Origin of the sequence: Photobacterium frigidiphilum (genome assembly GCF_003025615.1) — a bacterium.
Taxonomy (GTDB): Bacteria; Pseudomonadota; Gammaproteobacteria; order Enterobacterales; family Vibrionaceae; genus Photobacterium; species Photobacterium frigidiphilum.
In genome coordinates this window covers 18,401-42,521 of the sequence record NZ_PYMJ01000033.1, presented here as the reverse complement: position 1 = coordinate 42,521, position 24,121 = coordinate 18,401, and the positions used below count along the sequence as shown (strand labels likewise).

At 46.1% G+C, this 24,121-nt stretch carries 1 protein-coding gene; it reads right to left on the bottom strand.

Features of this window, described 5'->3' with window-relative positions:
* Nucleotides 1–236: 236 nt before the first annotated feature.
* Nucleotides 237–23,882: a T1SS-143 repeat domain-containing protein gene (locus C9J12_RS30825; RefSeq protein WP_170111864.1), complete on the bottom strand. Its 23,646-nt coding sequence runs from the start codon at nt 23,880–23,882 to the stop codon at nt 237–239.
* Between the last annotated feature and the right edge of the window lie 239 nt (nt 23,883–24,121).

Here is a 24,121-nt window from a genome sequence, read left to right as displayed (position 1 = left end):
AAGAAAGAAGCTGGCTTTGTTTTCTTCTCAAATGCCAGTACTGACTTATATCTGAGGCTAAGCCCCCTATTATTAATAGATTTATCAACGTATGCGTACTAGTCACTCATCAAACAGGTGACATGCCTATCTGGTGCGCGCTCTCGAAAATACATAATTACCCACATTTTTCTGATAGTTAAACCTAAAAAAGCCAACCGTAAATTGGTTGGCTTTTTTTCATTATGCGCGTTGGATCAAAGGTTAGGATCGACCTTAAATGCATCGTGGCTGAATAATTGATTCAGAATATCCGCCTGGCTAACATCGCCAAGACTCGCAGAGTCGATATTTTCAAGTACGATACTTTGTGTATCCCCAGAGTCGCTATTGGTAACAGATAAGTTAACTTTACCGTCGTTATCAAAGCTCGCGGTCAAATCACCAGATGTGACATGTCCAAGTAGATCATTCATATCAAATTTATCATCACCGTCATCTGACAATATTTGAGATAAATCGAGTTGGTCTTGATCCAGTTTAAAGTCAGTAATCACATCTTCATTAGATAATGCAGCATCCCATGTGAACAGGTTATTACCGTTACCGCCAGTCAAGAAGTCATCTCCTGCGCCACCAGTTAAGATATCGTTGCCGTCAAAACCGTAGAGATTCTCGCCGCTATTATCCGCAATAAGGGTATTCTCACCTGCATCACCGAAGTTGTTAGCCACATTAAGCTGTCCGCTGTTTAGTAGCGTGCTAATCTTATCTTCGTCAGACATACTTGCAGGATCACTACCCAATAGCACAGATTCAGCCACACCATTAAGCACAATATTTTGAATCAAACTACCCTGATCATCGTAAATCTCAAGAGTCGAATCCGTACCATTGCCCGTCAGCTTGATGAGGCTGCTCAAATCGGTCAGTGACATTGAATCATATGCACTGAAAGCGTCTGTTAAATCAATTTTATCGATACCCTGTTCGAAGTCCATGATGGTATCAGTAGCAACATTACCTACAGTCCCAAAGTCACCGGCTTGCCACTTGAAGATATCTTCAACACCATCGCCAGTTCCACCTTGCTCACCACCCCACATAATATCGTCGCCAGCACCGCCGACTAAGATGTCAGAAGCCACGCCACCAATTAAGATATCGTTGCCATCACCGCCTAATAATATTGCTTCGGCGCTACTATCAATCACAAGGTTTGCAGCATCAGAGTTCGATGAACCTCCAATCTGATTACCAGTATTGGCAAGGTTATCGACCACAACATTGATATCGATAGTTGCTGATTCAGCTTTGCTGCCATCAGTTTCTTCTGACACAGCCACAACTTCTAGGTTGTTGCCCCCTTCAGGCAAGCCAATCACATTTAAGTCTGCAAGGTCTTCTTTGGTGATAACCCAAGTACCATTACCTTGATTACCCGCAATGACATCACCATTGCTATTGACCAAGTCAGCTCCAGCAAGATTTTTAACCATAATACTCAAGGTTTCAGAACCATCGGTGTCAGTTAACACCGCTATCAAGCCAAGCAAAGGAATCATTGTGCCTAGCGAACCACGGATTGCAGCCGTCTGGATAAAGCTGTTATCCAGTGATAACGTTGGAATATCGGCTTTCGGTGTTACCGTTACAGGTACTTTACTGATTGCCGTATGCTCATTACCTGACCCCACATTACTGCCGTCATGGGTCGTCATGGTCAGCTCATCGACACCACTGTAGTTATTATCACCTTCATAAGTCACACCGTTGTTCAACAGTGCATTGATGTCATCCATTGAGCCCGTGATCATCACGTTGTCAGTACCTTGACCTGTCACCACTACACCGTTTCCAGTTGCAACATTCAGGGTGCCATGTGCCACGTTTAAGGTGACAGACATGGCATTCGTTGAGCCCGCCTCACCAAAATCGACATCACTGATCTGCATGCCTGTAATCACTGTACTGCCATCTTCCTCCGCAGTCACAGCATTAGGCACTGTATTCACAGGCGCATCATTAACAGGATTAACTGTTATCGTGATGCTGTCGCTGTCAGTCAACCCTTCTGCAGGACCGGTACCTGAGTTCGCCTGATCATTTGTTATCATGGTCAGGGTATCGTCACCATTGAAGTTAGAGTTCCCCGTATATTCAACACCACTCGCTAATAGCGCATTGATGTCATCAAGACTACCGGAGATAATTAAGGTATCAGATTCTTCACCCGTTACTTGTAGTCCCAATGCCGCCCAATCGAAGTTATCAGGAACATTTAATGTTCCATCGCCGACATTCAGGGTCACCGTCATTTCACTATTAGCAGTTTCGTTAGCGTCAACATCCGTCACTTTAAGGTTGTTAATCAATAACGGTACATCTTCATCAGCTGTCAAATTGCTTGGAAGCACGTTAACAGGCGCATCATTTTCGGCTTCAACATCGACATGAATGATTTCATCAACCACGATACTATCTTCTGCCACAACACCGTTATCCACAGCACGGATATCAACCTCAATATTACCGTCCCAATTCGCAGTGTTTGCATCACCAGGGTGGAATATCAACTTATCAAGGTCGGAAGAGACAACTGTCACTACCCAAACACCGCCCCCCATATTAGTCGCGGTGCCCGCTACACCATCCGGCAAAGCAATAGAACTAGATTCTGGAACATTCGTTAATGTAATTTGTAAACCTTCCGGTCCATTTTCTTTCACATTTAACGCTGAACCGCCGTAGCTATTTTGATCATCAAAGGCTTCAATGTTCAGGATTAAATCAATACCTGCAGTATCGTTTTCTGTTCCTGATGCTTCCGTTTCAACGTCTGTGTCCACGCGATCCGCCACTGGCTGCACCTCAATAGTGATACTGGTTGAATTTTCAGCCACTTCCGTTAACGAATCTTCTTTACTGTAAACCACCACATTTAATTCAACTTCCCCGCTGAAATCTTCGGGTGGGATCACTTTGATGTTATCTAAGTTAAAGGTTGTCTGACCTGATGGTAGCGAAATACTCCACTCACCATTACTGTTGTTCACGGCGCCTTCAATAATGAAACCTTCTGGCACACCCGTCAGCTTGATAGACAAAATTTGCTCAGAGCCATCAACATCAACAATCGTTCCGCCGATGCCCGCAAGCGACACACCTCCAGCATCTTCTTGACCAACCACAACTTTATCGGTACCGGTCCAATTCACGGCATCGTTAACTGCCACAACCTCAAAGCTAACATTCGTATTGTAAGAGCCCGTATCCGTTGCTGAACCACCTGTTTGATCGAAGTTCGCCGTATCCGTAATATCAACTTTTACACCAACACTGACTGAACCGCTGAAATCTTCCACTGGACGGAATTGAATATTGCCCAATTCGCTTGCAGGTAGAGTAATTTCAGAAACTAATGAACCGTCAGCTGCAACAAAGAAACCTTTCGTCGAATCAACCGTCAGTGTTACTGACGTCACCGTTTCTAAACCTTCGTTTAAAGAGGTACTGCTATCTGCAAGCACCACACTCAAATCAAGCGTAATATCACCGTCTTCATACGCGACACCAGTATAATCATGATCTGCGCTACCATCGCTGATCGGTTGCTTGTTACCGTCTAGTCCATCGGTCTTAACGACGCTAATTTCGACTTCTGGCGTATGATTGCCCGTTTGTGAATTACCAGGAATATCAACAACAGGGTTCACCTGCACAGGAATGATGTCAGTTACTTCTTTGACATCACCACTCACTGTATCTGTCGTCACGTATTTAACGTCAAGCTCAAAATCACCGGCAAAATCTTCAGGTAATTTAATACCAACCGCTGACAAATCAACGTGACCTTCTGAGTCAACAGGCACTTTAAGTACATACTCACCCGTTTCGTAGTTATATTCCGCGCCAGTGATAGACACACCATTAGGTAGCGTTGAAGCATCAATGACTAAGGTAAATACATCATTATCATGATGTGACCCCGCGATGCTGACAGAAATGAATGCATCTAATTGATCGCCAAAATTAAGATGATTATCTTCGGTACCAATAATGATCACATCGTTATCAACATCGATATTTCCAGCCAACTGGCTACCACCAGATGAGCCTTGGAAATCAAGTTCAATGACAGTATCAATTTCTTTCGTCACAGCGCTGCTCGAATCTCCCTCGTTGTTATCACCAAGGTCACGAATCACAGCTGAAATATGAATATAAACTGGAGAGGTCTGACTTTCTGTTGCAATAATTTGCAGATTACCTAATTCAGATTGAGGTACCGTCCAGCTACCATCACCATTATTAATGCCACCCATCACCAAGAACTGATCTAAGATGCTTTGATCGGTAATCGTATTACCATCAGCATCGACTAACGTAATAATGACTTTTTCAATAACTTCAGTACTGCTTAAATCATCTTCGATGAAACTTAAGCCATTGGTAAACGTCTGATCACCCGTTGTATTAATATTGATGTCGATAACACCATTCGCATCACTGGTAATCTTATTCGTCACATCGCCGTTATTGTCCACAATCGCTAATTTACCATCGTCTTCCACAACAGCATTAATATTGACATTGAGTGTGCCTTCTATGTTTTTAACATCAGTTGCCGCAGAATCGACATCCACTTCGGTGACTGTCACTTCCGTCTTCAATGTTAAATCAACATCAGAATCTTCAGGACCTTTCACGCGCAGTGATTGGCCGCCAGATGTAATCTGAGCCACCTGAGCTGGCGTCAAGGTAATGTCCCCACCACCAGAAGAAATCAATGCGTTGCCTATGTACAAATCATAATCAGCAGGAAGATCTTTAATCACCAAACCAGTAATTACTTCCTTGCTGTCAGTGAGATCAGGCTGCCAATTCAAGTTAACGTAGTTATCCTCGTTTCCGTTTGAGTTTTTGCTGTAATCCGTCGCATCAACAACCGGCTCAACATGGATAACCAAGTTACCGTCAAACGATTTACTGTCACCGTCATTCTCTGTCACGACCAATCGCACATCGAGATCAATATCAGCCGTACTGTTTAATGGTGGAGTTATTGTGATGCCATGCAATGTATCAAGATTCACTTCATACTTAGGGTTACCATTCGCATCCGTACCAACATAGACTAGCGATTGTTCATTACCATTCGCATCAAAAATCTTAACACCTTCAGGAATGTTCGAAATCACAAGGCTGAGTGTTTCTGAATTATCTGTTGGCGCTAACGCGTGTTCGCCCGACATGACAGAGAAGTCAAAAACTGCAGAGCTATCTTCATCAATCGTAGTTTCAAGACCAGTACGGCCATCGGTTAATTCTGTCCATGATGAATTGTTGAAATCAAAGTCCGGCTTATCAGCAACACCCGTTAAGTCAACTTCAATTGTTTGCTCACCAGTTACAAACTCATTCACCACATCTGTGGTTGTTGTGCCATCAGGATTAGTGACTGTTGCGGTATCTTTTATTACACCTTCAACTTTTATCGTGAAATCAACATTACTCTCTGGCGTTGGTTGTAGCTGCAGCTTATCAATTTCATCATAAGCCACTTCGTATTTTCCATCGGCATCAGGTACTAATGCTTGTCCATCAAGGAACAATATAGCGCCTGTTGGTAAACCGGAAATGCGTACAAAGAGTTTTTCTGAACCATCAGCGTTGTCGTCTTGAGGTGTTAGGAAGATGTGATCTTTCAAGCTAATCAACTCATCTTCATCTGACTCAATACGCTTCACTTTCATGGTCGCATCATCAGCATCAGGATTGACATTGATGATGATTTCTTTATGAACAGAATCAGCCGTATCGTGATTGTCACGTTCTTCACTCTGCGCATATACATCCAGCTTAATGTCGCCACTGAAGTTATTCGCGGGGTCTACTTGTACAGAACCAATATCAGCGGCAGCAACTTTATAGATGCCAGAACCCGTAGGCGTTTCTACTAGGTTGTTACCAACTAAAGTGCCTTCACCTTCTTTAATCGTAATGAAGTAATACAGATCTTCTGAGCTAGTATTAGAGCCATCGTCATCTTGAAGTACGGCTGTCAAGTTCAGATCAACGTTATCCGTGTCTTCCGTTACGGTATAGTGATAGGTGGTATTGGTATCATCCCAGGTTGGGATATCGGCCACACCGTCGACATGCACAGTAAAGCTACCGTTCATACCTGGGTGCTTGCTGCCATCGGTATTGACGACTTCAGCACTCACATTGAAGTTCACATCACCGTTGATAGTTGAGAAATCTTCATCAGGCATGAAGGTCATGCCACTGAGAGAGAAAGTACCGTCACCATTATCGGTGAAGGCTGCTGACGGGAAGGTAATTGAACCATCGGCATTAGGCGTAATCACAGCACCATTCCACATGAAATCACCATGCATATCACCCACAGGTGTAATGGTAACCGTGCCCACAGATTCACCACGGTCTAAGTCACCAACATCGATATCCATGTTGATGGCAATACCGTGGTAATTCGAAGTAATCGTGTCTGAAGCACTGCCGCTATCTTCTTGGCCCGTACTGTTATGTGTGGTTAAGGTGGAATCTTGGTCACTTATTTCTAACGTAATCGTACTCGTATCAGTATCACCATCACCATCGGTAATTTCCACATCAATGAGTTTCGTTATATCTTCAATGGCATGGTCTAGATCACCGTTAGCACTGAAGTACGTTTCACCTTCAGCTGTGATCAACAATATTCCAAGAACAGTGACACCATCTTTAACTTCATACTGATAGTACTCACCAGACTTTGATAATGTATCTAAAGGAATACGAACACCGTCGACAATCAATGCGGTCACGGTTGCATCATCAGCACCTTCACCTACGATTGATAACACATCCTCCAATGTAGAAGTACGACCCTCAACCGTATTTAAAGTAACATCACTCGCCGTTGGCTCATCATCTTTGATCGTAACAGGTACATTAACGGTATTACTCTTATCACCATCCTGATCAACAGCTTGTACAGGTAGAGTAATAGTCAATTGTTCATCAGTTGCACCATCTTCTTCGTGGTCAACATTGCCTTTTAGAATGAATTCATATTTTCCGCTATCACTCAGCTTGATAACGAAAATAGTCGTATTGCCAGCCTTACCAAAATATTTACCATTATTACTATTGTAAGATAGTGTGATTTGTTGGCCATCCGACATTAACACACCAGCATTTTGCTGATTAAAGGTAGCAACATCAATTACGAAATCAGTGACCTCATCACTACCACTATCAACAACAATTTGTCCCTTTGCTTTTTCGCCTTTACTTGACGGGTCAGAACCTTGATGGTTTTTGTTATCACCATTCACAGCACTTTCATCAACAGTAATAGCTTTAAAGTCTGTAATCACAGGATTGCTGCCATCGTTGATAGTCACATCAACTGAAATACCAGCGGCGAGTTTGTCACCGTCAGTATCTGCAACTTGGACAGGCACATTGATGGTAATCTTGTCACCATCAGTTGATACCATGTCATTTGCATTGCCACCTTGGTGATCAAGCGGTTGGTTTTGTGTGATGGTAATGGTGATATCTACATCATGACCATTCGCGGCTTGCACTGCGTCTACAACCACTGTCATCACGACAACACCGGCAGCAACACCCGTTAATGTGCCCGCATTTGCGTTGTAGGTGAACGTAATTGGCTGATCACCCGCTGTTAATTCATTTTGTAGTTCAGTAATTAATGCATCAAGCGTATCGCTATCGATCTCAGCAGAATTAGGATCTAGACGATCGACGCCTGCAGGGACATTGATCGTAGTACTACCTGTTACAGGGTAAGGAGACTCATTACCTTCAGGTGTCAAATCACCTTCAGTGATAGTAATAGTACCCGTTTGACCACCACCAGCATTGGTGCCGTCATTGACCACGACATTAATATGACCCGGCGCACTGGTATCACCATCTTTATCATCAGCTAATACATCAAGAACAATATTCTCATTATCACCTGCTTTATCGTCAACCTGATCAATCGGTTGTTTCTGATCAACCGTATAGTTACCGTCGATATCAACCGTGGCTTCCATGACCACCACATTCGGATCACTCACTAAAGTGACAATAATCGTGCTGCCATCTGCACTAACGGTATAAGTGGTTGCTTCACCATTGCTGGTTAGGCCATTTAGCGAAGATTGCATATCGTCAAAGTACACTTTAACAACATCGTCACTGCCTGTGTCGACATCAATTTGACCTGTGCCGGAAACAACACCGTCATCCCCTTCTTCTAGGTTAACAGTGCTGTCAGCACCAAATTTCGGATCATCACCATCAGTAATGGTGACATTCACACTCACTGGCTTTTCAAGATCATCGCCGTCAGAATCCGTCATTTGAACTGGAATATCGACAGTGATCGCGTCGTCACCCACATTCACGTAAGTACCCGAGCCATTGGTGTGATCCAGTGGACCACTTTGCTCAATGGCCATCGCTACGCTGACATCACCATTCACTAGTTGTGTTGGCGTCAGTGTTATTTCTAAAATTTCTGTACTGCCTGTCTGTGTCATGCCCGAAATGGTAATCACGCCATTGGCATCAACCGTTAGCGTAAACGTCAATGGCGCACCATTTGATGTCAGGCCATTCAACTCAGCTAAGAGGTCAGTTTGCACACCGACTTCAACACGCATCGTATTTGAAACCAGATTGTCGTTCACGGCTTCAATCGTAAAGCTGCCAGACCCTGTTGATGGGTACGCTTTACCGATAGCCGGATTTTCAAGGTCGCCTTCTACAACCGTTAGGTTTGCTGTAACATTTTCACCTGTCGCATCTTGACCATCTTTGATCGTAATGATGACTTGACCGCTATTACTGACATCTCCGTCTTTATCTGTCGCAACGATACCCAAGGTCAGACCGATGTCATCTCCTTGTGTATTATCTTGATCAAGCGGTTCATCTTGCTTAACTGTATACGTACCATCTTTATTCATGGTGATGGTTAGAACGGGAGCACCATTATTGATACCACCATCAATCGTTACCGTGATTACATTTCCATTGACGGTGTACGTTGTCGCCTGACCATTAGTCGTTAAGCTAACAAGCGATGCTTGTACCGCATCAAATTCCACCTTATCAATTGCATCACTGCCTATATCAAGGTCAATCGCACCTGATACCATTTGGCTATTTTCGGTTTCTATAATGGTTGTGCCACCATCAAGACCGAAGACAGGATCGGCACCATCTTGAATCGTGATATCCACTTTCGCGGCAGTATCTAAATCATCACCATCAGTGTCTTTCGCTTGTACAGGCACGCTAATCGTAATGTCATCGCCATTGGTTTTGACGAAGCCATCGGCATCTGTTGGATTATTATGATCGAGTGGCAGGTGCTGTTTGAACTCAACATTCACATTGATATCGTCACCCACTTGAGTGCCTGATAGTGTAATTGTTACAGCAACATCACCGCCTGGGGTTGTGGTGCCGACTAAAGTCGAGCCATCCGCACTGAGCAAGAAGACTAAATTTTCACCACCAGATGTTAATTCTGATTCCAACTCGGTAATCAGCGCTGCCACTTTTACTGGATCTACGTTCACTGTTGTTGGGTCGAGGCGATCTTCACCTGCAGTTACCATAAAGGAATCTGACGTTGTTTTAGGATAGGTCGTTCCACCCGTTGAGGTTTCAAGATCCCCTTCAACTGCAGTCATTGCGAGGCTTTCACCGCCTGTCGCATCGCTACCGTCAGCCACTTCAATATTAATGGTACCGCTGGCGGTGTCACCATCATCATCTGTTACAGTCACTTTGATCGGCAAGTTCAGCAGGTTATTAATATCCTGATCCAACTCTCCGGTGATTTTCGCCGTGTAAGAACCATCGTTATTAATGGTGACTTCAAGTACAGTCTTGCCATCACTGTCTTTCAGCAGTAATACATTACCACTCACTTCAACTGTCGTTGAGTGTCCATTACTGGTGACACCATTAAAGCCAGATTGCATATTTGCATCATCAAATTCGATAGATGCAATCGCATCACTACCCGTATCAACAGCAATACTGCCAGAGATAACTAGGCCTTCTTGCGTTTCTTCGTTCAGAGAAATTCCAGTATCAACACCAAATGACGGCAATTGACCATCTTTAATTGTTACTGTCACAACCGCAGGGGTATCTAAGCTGTCACCATCGGTATCTTTACCTTGCAGAGGAACATCGATTGCAATGCTGTCACCATCTTCGCTGACATATCCCGTACTATTACCCGACGCGTTATGATCCAGAGGCAGAAGTTGATCGACTTTAACTGTCACAGTGACATCTTGACCAGCTTGTACCGCAGTCACTGTCACGCTAACCGCAATAGCACCATTTGGAAGCTTACCTACTAACACACCATTTTCGAGTGTGAATGCCAGTGTTTCACCTCCAGAAGTCAGTTCCGCTTCCAGTTCAGAAATTAACGCTGCTTGCTGTGTGGCATCAATACCAACAGTTGTAACATCAAGGCGGTCTTCTCCCGCATTCAGCGTGATATCAGTCTCAGCCGACACTGGGTAGCCATTTGGACTTAAATCCGGCTCTGTAATTTCCACGCTAACAGTTTCATCACCACTGGCATTCGCACCATCGGTAATGCTGATGTTCATTGAACCTGAAGCACTATCACCGTCTTTATCTGTCGCTATGACACCCAAGTTCAAATCAGTCGACAAACTTGCTTCTTGATCAATAGGACCTGTTACTGTCACGGTATACTTGCCGTCTGTATCAACAGTGATCACCATGATTGGCTGAGCATTGCTATCAAATAATGTGATGGTGTTATCAACCACATCATAGGTAGTAGGATTACCGTTACTGGTAAGGTTTTCGAGATCTGTTTGGGTCTCCGCAAAGACTAACGTTGCAATAGCATCTGAGCCCACATCCAGATTCAGTTGACCTTCTACAGCGACACCTTTATTCGATGTTTCATTAACAGTGGTGCCAGAATCAGTACCAAATGATGGATCATCACCATCTTTAATAATGATGCCTACATTGGCAGGGTTTGTTAGGTCATCGCCATCAGTATCGGTTGCCTGAACCGGTACCTTAATGTGAATTTCATCGCTTTCAGAAGTAATGTAACCCGCAGTATCACCTATATTATTGTGATCCAATGGAACGTTTTGCGTGATATCGACAGTCACCGTCAGATCTTGACCGTTTTGTGCCGCAGACAGTTCAACCGTCAACGCAACTTGGCCATTTAACCTACCAACAATGTCACCGTTAGCATTTAACGAGAAGGTTAATGCTTGCCCACCTGACGTTAATTCAGACGCCAATTCCAGCATCAAGGCATTGACTTGCGCTGGGTCCACTTCAACAGAATCAGGGACTAGGCGGTCTTCACCGGCAGTTAATTCAAAATTACCTGACTTCGTTGCAGGATAAGAAGTATCTGTACCACCGACACCATTGCCGTCAGTATCGAGGTCACCTTCGATCAGTTCAATCGTACCTGAATAACCGCCTGCGGCATCATCACCATCGGTGATCGTGATGTCCATTGAGCCGTTCGTTTTATCACCGTCTTTATCGGTTGCTGTGACACCCAAATCAACATTGATACTATCGCTCACACCGCTTTGATCAACTGGTCCAGTGACCGTGACTTTGTATGAACCATCGGTATCAATAGTTACTGTCATTACTGGCTTATTCGCGCTGTCAAAAACAGTCAGCGTATTGCCTGTGACGGTATACGTGGTTGGTAGCCCATTACTGGTAATGTCGACTAATTCAGGTTGGTCAGCTTGGAACACAAGGGTATCAATCGCATCTGAACCGACATTCAGTGGGATCTGACCACTAATCACATCGCCTTTTTGTGTGGTTTCATCAACGGTGACACCAGAGTCTGCACCGAACGATGGGTTCGCACCGTCTGTAATGGTGATGTCGACATTGGCTGGCGTATCTAAATCATCGCCGTCAGTATCAGTGGCTTGCACGGGCACGTTAATATGAATGTCATCACCCGCTGACGTCACATAGCCCGCACCGTTTGTGCCGTTATGATCAAGCGGAACGTTTTGCGTAATTTTAACGCTCACCGTCAAGTCTTGACCGTTTTGCGCCGCTGACAGTTCGACCGTCAACGCCACTGTGTTGCCCAACATACCAACAATGTCACCGTCAGTATTTTGAGAAAAGGTTAATGCTTGCCCCGCAGACGTCAGCTCACTCGCCAACTCGGTCATCAAGGCATTCACTTGTGCAGGATCAATAACAATCGAATCTGGAACTAAACGATCTTCACCCGCTTTGATCACAAATGAACCAGATTGAGATGCAGGATAAGTCGTATCTGTATCGCCAGAGTTAACACCATCGCCAGCCACATCCAAGTCACCTTCGTTCAGCGTTAGCGTATGATCACCACCCGCAGCATTGATGCCGTCAGTGATAGTAATACCCATTGAGCCGTCAGTGGTGTCGCCATCTTTATCGGTCGCAGTAACGTTCAAATTAATATTGGTGGATTCGCTGTCACCTTGATCGATCGGACCTGTAACTGTGACTTCGTATGAACCATCCGTCGCGATGGTCACCATCATGACTGGGTTATTGGCACTATCAATCACCGTGATCGTGTTACCAGAAACACTAAATATCGTCGCCTCACCGTTACTGGTGATCCCCGCTAATCCTGGTTGGTCAGCTTGGAAGACAATGGTATCAATCGCATCAGAGCCCACATCCAATGGGATTTGACCCGAAATCACATCGCCTTTCTGCGTGGTTTCATCAACAGTCACGCCAGAATCAGCACCAAATGATGGGTTAGCGCCGTCGGTAATAGTGATATCCACATTGGCTGGCGTATCTAAATCATCGCCGTCAGTATCAGTCGCTTGTACGGGCACATTTATATGAATGTCATCATTGGCGGAAGTAATGTAACCCGTTCCATCTGAGCCGTTATGATCCAGCGGGACATTTTGTGTGATAGTCACCGTGACTTTCACGTCTTGACCTTGCTGCTCACCCGACAAAGTAACGGTTACAGCAACAATACCGTTTGGCAATTTACCGACCAGATTACCGTTACTATCCAATTCAAACGTCAGTGTCTCGCCGCCAGAGGTCAGCTCATTTTGCAGCTCGGTGATCAAATCACTTTGTAACGCTGGGTCGATTTTTACTGAACTCGGAACAAGGCTGTCTTCACCCGCTTTGATAACAAACGAGCCTGATTGCGATGCTGGGTATGTCGTATCTGTATCACCTAGGTTAACACCGTCACCCGCCGTGTCTAAATCACCTTCGTTCAGCGTTAGCGCACCTTGGTCGCCACCCGTGGCATTGGTGCCGTCAGTGATGGTGATGTCCATCGCACCGTCAGTGGTGTCGCCATCTTTATCGGTAGCAGTAACGTTTAAATCGATATTGGTTGATTCACTGTCACCTTGATCGATCGGACCTGTAACTGTCACCTTATATGAACCATCAGTGGCGATGGTCACCGTCATAACAGGAATATTGGCACTATCAACAACAGTAATCGTGTTACCTGAAACAGTGTATGTTGTCGCTTCGCCGTTACTGGTGATCCCTGTTAATCCAGGCTGACTAGCTTGGAAGACAACGGTATCAATCGTATCTGAACCCACATCCAATGGAATCTGACCAGAAATCACATCGCCTTGTTGTGAAGATTCATTGATCGTGACGCCTGTATCCGTACCGAATGTAGGATCGTCACCGTCTTTAAGAATGATGCCCACGGTGGCCGGTGTCGTCAGATCATCGCCGTCAGTATCTTTGGCTTGAACCGGCACATTGATATGAAGTTCGTCGTTTTCAGAGCGGATGTAGCCCGCTGTATCGCCAGTGTTGTTGTGATCCAATGGCACGTTTTGCGCAATATCAACGGTCACCGTCAGATCTTGACCATCTTGTACCGCAGACAGCTTGACCGTCAACGCCACCTCGGCACCCAACATACCCACGATGTCGCCATTCGCATTCAGATCGAAAGTTAACGCTTGACCGCCTGAGGTCAGTTCAGCCGCAAGCTCTGCCATTAAGGCATCAACTTGGGATGGATCAACTTCAACAGAGTCAGGCACTAAACGATCTTCACCCGCAGTTAAAGCAAAATTACCCGATTGTGTGGCTGGGTAAGAGGTATCTCCACCGCTGACACCATCACCAACGGTATCGAGATCACCTTCAGTCAGTGTAATCGTGCCGTAATAACCGCCCGATGCATCATCACCATCAGTGATGGTAATGTCCATCACACCGTCAGTGGTGTCGCCATCTTTATCGGTAGCGGTAACATTCAGGTCGATATTGGTTGATTCACTGTCACCTTGATCGATTGGCCCCGTCACTTTGACTTCGTACGAACCGTCAGTGGCGATAGTTACTGTTATGACTGGGTTATTCGCACTATCTACAACGGTAATTGTGTTGCCAGAAACAGTGAACGTCGTCGCTTCGCCGTTACTGGTGATCCCTGTTAATCCAGGTTGGTCAGCTTGGAAGACAATGGTATCAATCGCATCAGAGCCCACATCCAGTGGGATCTGACCTTCAATCACATTACCTTTATCTGACGATTCATTGAGTGTGACACCCGAATCCGCACCGAACGACGGATTCGCACCGTCAGTGATCGTGATGTCCACATTGGCTGGGGTATCTAAATCATCGCCATCAGTATCAGTCGCTTGCACGGGCACATTTATATGAATGTCATCATTGGCGGAAGTAATGTAACCCGTTCCATCTGAGCCGTTATGATCCAGCGGGACATTTTGTGTGATGGTCACCGTGACTTTCACGTCTTGACCTTGCTGCTCACCTTGTAGTGAAACGGTCACCGCAACAACACCGTTTGGCAGTTTGCCGACAAGGTTACCGCTGCTATCGACTTCGAAGGTCAGCTTTTCGCCACCCGAGGTCAGTTCGTTTTGCAACTCGGTGATCAAGTCACTTTGTAACGCTGGGTCTATTTTAACCGAGCCAGAAACAAGGCTGTCTTCACCCGCTTTAATCACAAACGAGCCCGATTGTGATGCTGGGTAAGTGGTATCAGTACCACCGACACCATTGCCGTCAACATCCAAGTCGCCTTCGTTCAGCGTTAGTGTGCCTTGATCACCACCCGCGGCATTGGTGCCGTCAGTGATAGTGATGTTCATCGAACCATCAGTGGTGTCACCATCTTTGTCAGCAGCAGTAACGTTCAAATAAATATTGGTGGATTCGCTGTCACCTTGGTCGATTGGACCTGTAACCGTGACTTCATATGAACCATCAGTGGCAATGGTCACCGTCATAACAGGAATATTGGCACTATCAACAACAGTAATCGTGTTACCTGAAACAGTGTATGTTGTCGCTTCGCCGTTACTGGTGATCCCTGTTAATCCAGGCTGACTAGCTTGGAAGACAACGGTATCAATCGTATCTGAACCCACATCCAATGGAATCTGACCAGAAATCACATCGCCTTGTTGTGAAGATTCATTGATCGTGACGCCTGTATCCGTACCGAATGTAGGATCGTCACCGTCTTTAAGAATGATGCCCACGGTGGCCGGTGTCGTCAGATCATCGCCGTCAGTATCTTTGGCTTGAACCGGCACATTGATATGAAGTTCGTCGTTTTCAGAGCGGATGTAGCCCGCTGTATCTCCAGTGTTGTTGTGATCCAATGGCACGTTTTGCGCAATATCAACGGTCACCGTCAGATCTTGACCATCTTGTACCGCAGACAGCTTGACCGTCAACGCCACCTCGGCACCCAACATACCCACGATGTCGCCATTCGCATTCAGATCGAAAGTTAACACTTGACCACCAGAGGTCAGTTCAGCCGCAAGCTCTGCCATTAAGGCATCAACTTGGGATGGATCAACTTCAACAGAGTCAGGCACTAAACGATCTTCACCGGCGATTAACGCAAAATCACCCGACTGTGTAGCAGGATAAGAAGTATCTGTGCCACCGACCCCATTGCCGTCAGTGTCTAAATCACCTTCAGTCAGTGTAATCGTGCCGTAATAACCGCCCGATGCATCATCACCATCAGTGATGGTAATGTCCATCGCACCGTCAGTGGTATCGCCATCTTTATCGGTCGCGGTAACATTCAGGTCGATATTGGTCGATTCACTGTCACCTTGATCGATTGGCCCCGTCACTTTGACTTCGTACGAACCGTCAGTGGCGATAGTTACTGTTATGACTGGGTTATTCGCACTATCTACAACGGTAATTGTGTTGCCAGAAACAGTGAACGTCGTCGCATCACCATTACTGGTGATACTTGCTAGACTTGGCTGACTTAATTGGAATTCAATCGTTGCGATTTCGTCTGAACCCACATCCAGTGGGATCTGACCAGAAATCACATCACCTTGTTGTGAAGATTCATTGATGGTGACGCCGTCATCTGTACCGAACGACGGATTCGCACCGTCGGTGATCGTGATGTCCACATTGGCAGGTATATCTAAATTATCGCCATCGGTATCGGTGGCTTGTACTGGGACATTGATATGGATGTCATCACCCGCCGACGTCACATAACCTGCACCGTTAGAGCCGTTATGGTCCAGCGGGACATTTTGTGTGATGGTCACCGTGACTTTCACGTCTTGGTCTTGCTGCTCACCAGACAAAGACACCGTTACTGCAACAACACCGTTCGGCAATTTACCAACGAGATTGCCGTTACTATCCACTTCAAACGTCAGTGTCTCGCCGCCTGAGGTCAGTTCGTTTTGCAGCTCGGTGATTAAGTCACTTTGTAACGCGGGATCGATTTTTACTGAACCCGGAACAAGGCTATCTTCACCCGCTTTAATCACAAACGAGCCCGATTGTGATGCTGGGTAAGTGGTATCAGTACCACCAACACCATTACCGTCAACATCCAAATCGCCTTCACTTAGCGTGACTGCACCTTGAGCACCACCCGCTGCATTGGTGCCGTCAGTAATAGTGATGTTCATCGAACCGTCAGTGGTATCGCCGTCTTTATCAGTAGCAGTCACGTTTAAATCAATGTTGGTGGATTCACTGTCACCTTGATCGATTGGTCCTGTCACTTTCACGTCGTAAGAACCATCGGTAGCGATGGTTACCGTCATGACAGGGTTACTCGCGCTATCCACAACCGTGATCGTATTGCCTGTTACGGTATACGTCGTTGACTGACCATTGCTGGTAATGCCAGTAAGACTTGGTTGATTTGATTGAAATTCAATGGTCGCGATGTCATCAGAGCCCACATCCAATGGGATCTGACCAGAAATTACATCACCTTGTTGTGAAGATTCATTGATCGTGACGCCTGTATCCGTACCGAATGTAGGATCGTCACCGTCTTTAAGAATGATGCCCACGGTGGCCGGTGTCGTCAGATCATCGCCGTCAGTATCTTTGGCTTGAACCGGCACATTGATATGAAGTTCGTCGTTTTCAGAGCGGATGTAGCCCGCTGTATCCCCAGTATTGTTGTGATCCAATGGCACGTTTTGCGCAATATCAACGGTCACCGTCAGATCTTGACCATCTTGTACCGCAGACAGCTTAACCGTCAGCGCCACCTCGGCACCCAACATACCCACGATGTCGCCATTCGCATTCAGATCGAAAGTTAACACTTGACCACCAGAGGTCAGTTCAGCCGCAAGCTCAGCCATCAAGGCAGCCACTTGGGATGGGTCAACTTCAACAGAGTCAGGCACTAAACGGTCTTCACCGGCGGTTAAAGCAAAATTACCCGATTGTGTGGCTGGGTAAGAGGTATCTCCACCGCTGACACCATCACCAACGGTATCGAGATCACCTTCAGTCAGTGTAATCGTGCCGTAATAACCGCCCGATGCATCATCACCATCAGTGATGGTAATGTCCATCGCACCGTCAGTGGTGTCGCCATCTTTATCGGTGGCAGTGACATTCAAATCAATATTGGTGGATTCACTGTCACCTTGATCGATTGGCCCCGTCATTGTGACTTTATATGAACCGTCAGTGGCGATAGTTACCGTCATGACAGGATTATTCGCACTGTCTACAACCGTGATCGTATTGCCAGAAACGGTATACGTCGTTGCCTGACCATTGCTGGTAATACCAACAAGGCTTGGTTGGTTTGATTGGAATTCAATAGTATCAATCGCATCAGAGCCTACATTCAATGGGATCTGACCAGAAATTACATCGCCTTTTTGTGCTGTTTCATCAATCGTCACACCAGAATCAGCACCGAACGATGGGTTCGCACCGTCGGTGATCGTGATATCTACATTGGCTGGCGTATCTAAATCATCGCCATCGGTGTCTGTGGCTTGTACGGGTACATTGATGTGGATTTCATCATTGGCCGATGTTACGTAACCCGCACCGTCTGAACCGTTATGGTCCAACGGTACATTTTGCGTAATAGTCACCGTGACTTTCACGTCTTGACCTTGCTGCTCGCCAGACAAAGACACCGTGACAGCAACGTCACCATTCGGTAGTTTGCCGACAAGGTTACCGCTGCTATCGACTTCGAAGGTCAGCTTTTCGCCACCCGAGGTCAGTTCGTTTTGCAACTCGGTGATCAAGTCACTTTGTAACGCTGGGTCTATTTTAACTGAACCCGGAACAAGGTTGTCTTCACCCGCTTTAATCACAAACGAGCCCGATTGTGATGCTGGGTAAGTGGTATCAGTACCACCAACACCATTACCGTCAACATCCAAATCGCCTTCACTTAGCGTGACTGCACCTTGAGCACCACCCGCGGCATTGGTGCCGTCAGTAATCGTGATGTCCATCGCACCGTCAGTGGTATCACCGTCTTTATCGGTGGCAGTAACATTCAAATCGATATTGGTGGATTCGCTGTTACTTTGGTCGATTGGGCCAGTCACTTTAACGTCGTACGAACCGTCAGTCGCGATGGTCACCGTCATCACGGTATCGCCAGTGCTGTCGAGAACCGTCAAGGTATTACCTACAACCGTGTAAGTCGTTGCTTCACCGTTACTCGTGATACTTGTTAGGCTAGGTTGATCGGCTTGGAAAACGATGGTTGCGATGTCATCAGAGCCCACATCCAATGGGATCTGACCACTAATCACATCGCCTTGTTGTGATGATTCATTGATCGTGACGCCTGTATCCGTGCCGAATGTAGGATCGTCACCGTCTTTAAGAATGATGCCCACGGTAGCCGATGTCGTCAGATCATCGCCGTCAGTATCTTTGGCTTGAACCGGCACATTGATATGAAGTTCGTCGTTTTCAGAACTGATGTAGCCCGCTGTATCGCCAGTGTTGTTGTGATCCAATGGCACGTTTTGCGCAATATCAACGGTCACCGTCAGATCTTGACCATCTTGTACCGCAGACAGCTTGATCGTCAACGCCACCTCGGTACCCAACATACCCACGATGTCGCCATTCGCATTCAGATCGAAAGTTAACGCTTGACCACCTGAGGTCAGTTCAGACGATAATTCCGCCATCAAGGCAGCCACTTGGGCTGGGTCCACTTGAACAGAGCCCGGGACTAAACGGTCTTCACCGGCGATTAACGCAAAATCACCCGACTGTGTAGCAGGATAAGAAGTATCTGTGCCACCGACCCCATTGCCGTCAGTGTCTAAATCACCTTCAGTCAGTGTAATGGTGCCGTTATAGCTGCCCGATGCATCATCACCATCTGTGATGGTAATGTCCATCGCACCGTCAGTGGTGTCGCCATCTTTATCGGTAGCGGTAACCTTCAGGTCAATATTGGTGGATTCACTGTCACCTTGGTCGATTGGACCGGTCACTTTGACGTCGTACGAACCGTCAGTGGCAATGGTCACCGTCATCACGGTATCGCCTGCACTGTCGAGAACCGTCAAGATATTACCAACAACTGTGAAAGTCGTCGCTTCACCGTTACTGGTGATCCCCGCTAAACCTGGCTGATCAGATTGGAAGTGAATCGTATCAATCGCATCAGAGCCCACATCCAGTGGGATCTGACCAGAAATCACTTTACCTTTATCTGACGATTCATTGAGTGTGACACCCGAATCCGTACCAAATGACGGGTTCGCACCGTCAGTGATGGTGATATCTACATTGGCTGGCGTATCTAAATCATCACCATCGGTATCCGTCGCTTGCACGGGCACATTAATATGGATGTCATCATTGGCTGAAGTAATGTAACCCGTACCGTTTGAGCCATTATGATCCAGTGGGACATTTTGCGTGATAGTCACTGTGACTTTCACGTCTTGACCTTGCTGCTCACCAGACAAGGTAACGGTTACAGCAACATCGCCGTTCGGCAGTTTACCGACTAGATTACCGTTACTATCCACTTCAAACGTCAGCGTCTCGCCGCCTGAAGTCAGCTCATTTTGCAGCTCGGTAATTAACGCATCTTTCAAGGCTGGATCGATAGCAACCGAACCTGGAACTAAGCGGTCTTCACCCGCTTGGATCACAAACGAACCAGACTGTGACGCAGGGTAAGTGGTATCTGTGTCACCCGAATTAACACCGTCGCCAACCGTATCTAAATCGCCTTCGTTCAGCGTTAGCGCACCTTGGTCACCACCCGCAGCATTGGTGCCATCGGTGATGGTGATGTCCATTGCACCATCAGTGGTGTCGCCATCTTTATCGGTAGCGGTCACATTCAAACCGATATTGGTTAATTCACTGTCACCTTGATCGATAGGACCAGTCACTTTCACGTCGTACGAGCCATCAGTCGCGATGGTCACTGTCATCACGGTATCGCCAGCACTGTCGAGAACCGTCAAGGTATTACCTACAACCGTGTAAGTCGTCGCTTCACCGTTACTGGTGATCCCTGCTAATCCCGGTTGGTCAGCTTGGAACACTATGGTATCAATCGCATCAGAGCCCACATCTAATGGGATCTGACCGGAAATCACATCGCCCTGTTGTAATGATTCATTGATCGTCACGCCTGTATCCGTGCCGAATGTAGGATTGTCACCGTCTTTCAGAATGATGCCCACTGTGGCCGGTGTCGTCAGATCATCGCCGTCAGTATCTTTGGCTTGAACCGGCACACTGATATGAAGTTCGTCGTTTTCTGAGGAGATGTAACCCGCCGTGTCGCCCGTGTTGTTGTGATCCAATGGCACATTTTGCGCAATATCAACGGTCACCGTCAGATCTTGACCATCTTGTACCGCAGACAGCTTGACCGTCAACGCCACCTCGGTACCCAACATACCCACGATGTCACCATCAGCATTCAAAGAGAAGGTTAAGGCTTGTCCGCCTGAAGTCAGTTCAGCCGCAAGCTCTGCCATCAAGTCTGCCACTTGGGCTGGATCCACTTGAACAGAGTCAGGGACTAAACGGTCTTCACCGGCGGTTAACGCAAAATCACCCGATTGTGTGGCTGGGTAAGAGGCATCTCCACCGCTGACACCATCACCAACGGTATCGAGGTCACCTTCAGTCAGTGTAATGGTGCCGTTATAGCTGCCCGACGCATCATCACCATCAGTGATGGTGATGTCCATCGCACCGTCAGTGGTGTCGCCATCTTTATCAGTGGCAGTAACGTTCAAATCAATATTGGTGGATTCGCTGTCACCTTGATCGATTGGACCTGTCACTTTGACGTCGTACGAACCGTCAGTCGCGATGGTTACTGTCATGACAGGGTTATTTGCACTGTCTACAACAGTAATTGTGTTGCCAGAAACAGTGAACGTCGTCACTTCGCCGTTACTGGTGATACTTGTTAGACTGGGTTGGTCAGCTTGAAAAACAATGGTCGCGATTTCATCTGAGCCGACATTCAATGGAATTTGACCGGAAATCACATTGCCTTTATCTGACGATTCATTAATCGTCACACCTGAATCGGCACCGAATGATGGATCTGCACCGTCAGTAATCGTGATATCTACATTGGCTGGCGTATCTAAATCATCGCCGTCAGTGTCAGTGGCTTGGACTGGCACATTAATGTGGATTTCATCATTGGCCGATGTTACGTAACCCGCACCATTTGAGCCGTTATGATCAAGCGGTACATTTTGCGTGATGGTCACCGAGACTTTCACGTCTTGACCTTGTTGTTCACCAGATAAGGAAACCGTCACAGCAACATCACCGTTCGGCAGTTTTCCGATAAGGTTGCCTTTAGTATCGACTTCAAACGTCAGCGTCTCACCGCCTGAGGTCAGCTCATTTTGCAGTTCAGTGATCAAATCACTTTGTAATGCTGGGTCAATTTTTACTGAACCCGGAACAAGGCTGTCTTCACCCGCTTTAATCACAAACGAACCAGACTGTAACGCAGGATACGTTGTATCGGTATCGCTTGGATTTACACCGTCGCCAGCAACATCCAAGTCACCTTCGTTCAGCGTGACTGCGCCTTGAACACCACCTGCGGCATTGGTGCCGTCAGTGATGGTGATATCCATCGCACCGTCAGTGGTATCGCCGTCTTTATCGGTGGCAATAACGTTCAAATCAATGTTGGTCGATTCGCTGTCACCTTGGTCAATTGGACCTGTTACGACCACCTTATATGAACCGTCGGTATCGACCGTTACCGTCATGACTGGGCTATTCGCGCTATCCACAACCGTGACCGTATTGCCTGAAACGGTGTAAGTCGTCGCTTCACCGTTACTGGTGATACTTGTTAGGCTGGGTTGATCGGCTTGGAAAACGATGGTTGCGATTTCATCAGAGCCCACATCCAATGGGATCTGACCACTAATCACATCACCTTGTTGTGATGATTCATTGATCGTGACGCCTGTATCCGTACTAAAAGACGGATCAGCACCATCAGCAATGCCGATATCAATGTTAATAGGATTATCGAGAGCATTGTTACTGGTATCTGTGCCTTGAATAGACACATTGATATTGATTTGATCATCAACGTTGGTCACTAAACCGGAGTTATTCGCACCATCCGTATGATCGATAGGTTGGTGTAATGTCGTCGTGATATCGATGGTGACATCTCGACCGTTGGTACTAGTATCTAAATCAATAGTCAGTACCAGTTCACCATTTTTCGTACCAATAATAGAATTCGTTGCCGAATCAAAGACAAATTCAACAGACTCACCGCCTGATGTGATGTCACTATTTAGTTCGCTAAGTAAACTATCAATAGTGAGAGAATCGAACGTAAATGAATTAGGATCGAGTGGTTGTGTTCCTGCTTCAATGGTTACAGATTGAGTGGTTTCTACTGGGTACGTACTTGGTTGATTAACATCACCCAGATCTGGTAAATCACCTTCAACCAAAGAAATAGACGCAGTATCGCCCCCTTCAGCAGTCAGAATAGTGAGGCTTTCATCTTCATTTATCGTTTCTTGCTGCTCACTGGCAGTATCAAAACCCGCTTGTGCAAGCATTTCATTGTTATCGTAATCAATAACAACAAAACGGCTGTTTGATGAGCCTTGTGCTTCATTACCTGCTGCTGCGGCTTCTAGCGTTTCTGTCGGGTCATCGCCAGATAAAATTGCATTTTGAATCGTGGCTACATCATTCGATGAAAAGCTAGAATTACTCGCACCTTCTGCGCTAAACGATACACTATCACTGAGCTCTGAGATTTTTAGACCGTCTACGGACATCATGATACAAGCTGGGCAAGATTCATTCACAATAGTAGGAATGCCATTTTGCATCACAACAAATTTAGCACCCGCATTTGCAACGACTACATCATCTGATTGCATCTGATAATCAGCTTTTATAGGAACAACCTTGTTCCCTGCTTTAATGATAAAAGCGACATCCTTTGAAGCCTGCATATCAACCATATTCTTTGTATCGTTCGTATCCATAAAAAGACCACTCAGTTAGCACTTGGATATGTACATACGCACATATGATTTTATCTTTATTATTATTATTATTTTTATCAAATACCTAACTTCATCTGAATAGATAAAATCATGTATTTCTTCTAGCATTTGGAAGTAATCTCTAAAAAGCATACTTTCCAATAATGCTACGTTAATCGTTAAACTGTGCTTCTATCACTTTTTTGACGTCATTTTGTGATAAAGCATTCATACTTTTA

Coding starts and splice junctions, on each gene's coding strand:
- C9J12_RS30825 (WP_170111864.1), bottom strand. CDS start 23,882: ATGGATACGAACGATACAAAGAATATGGTTGATATGCAGGCTTCAAAG.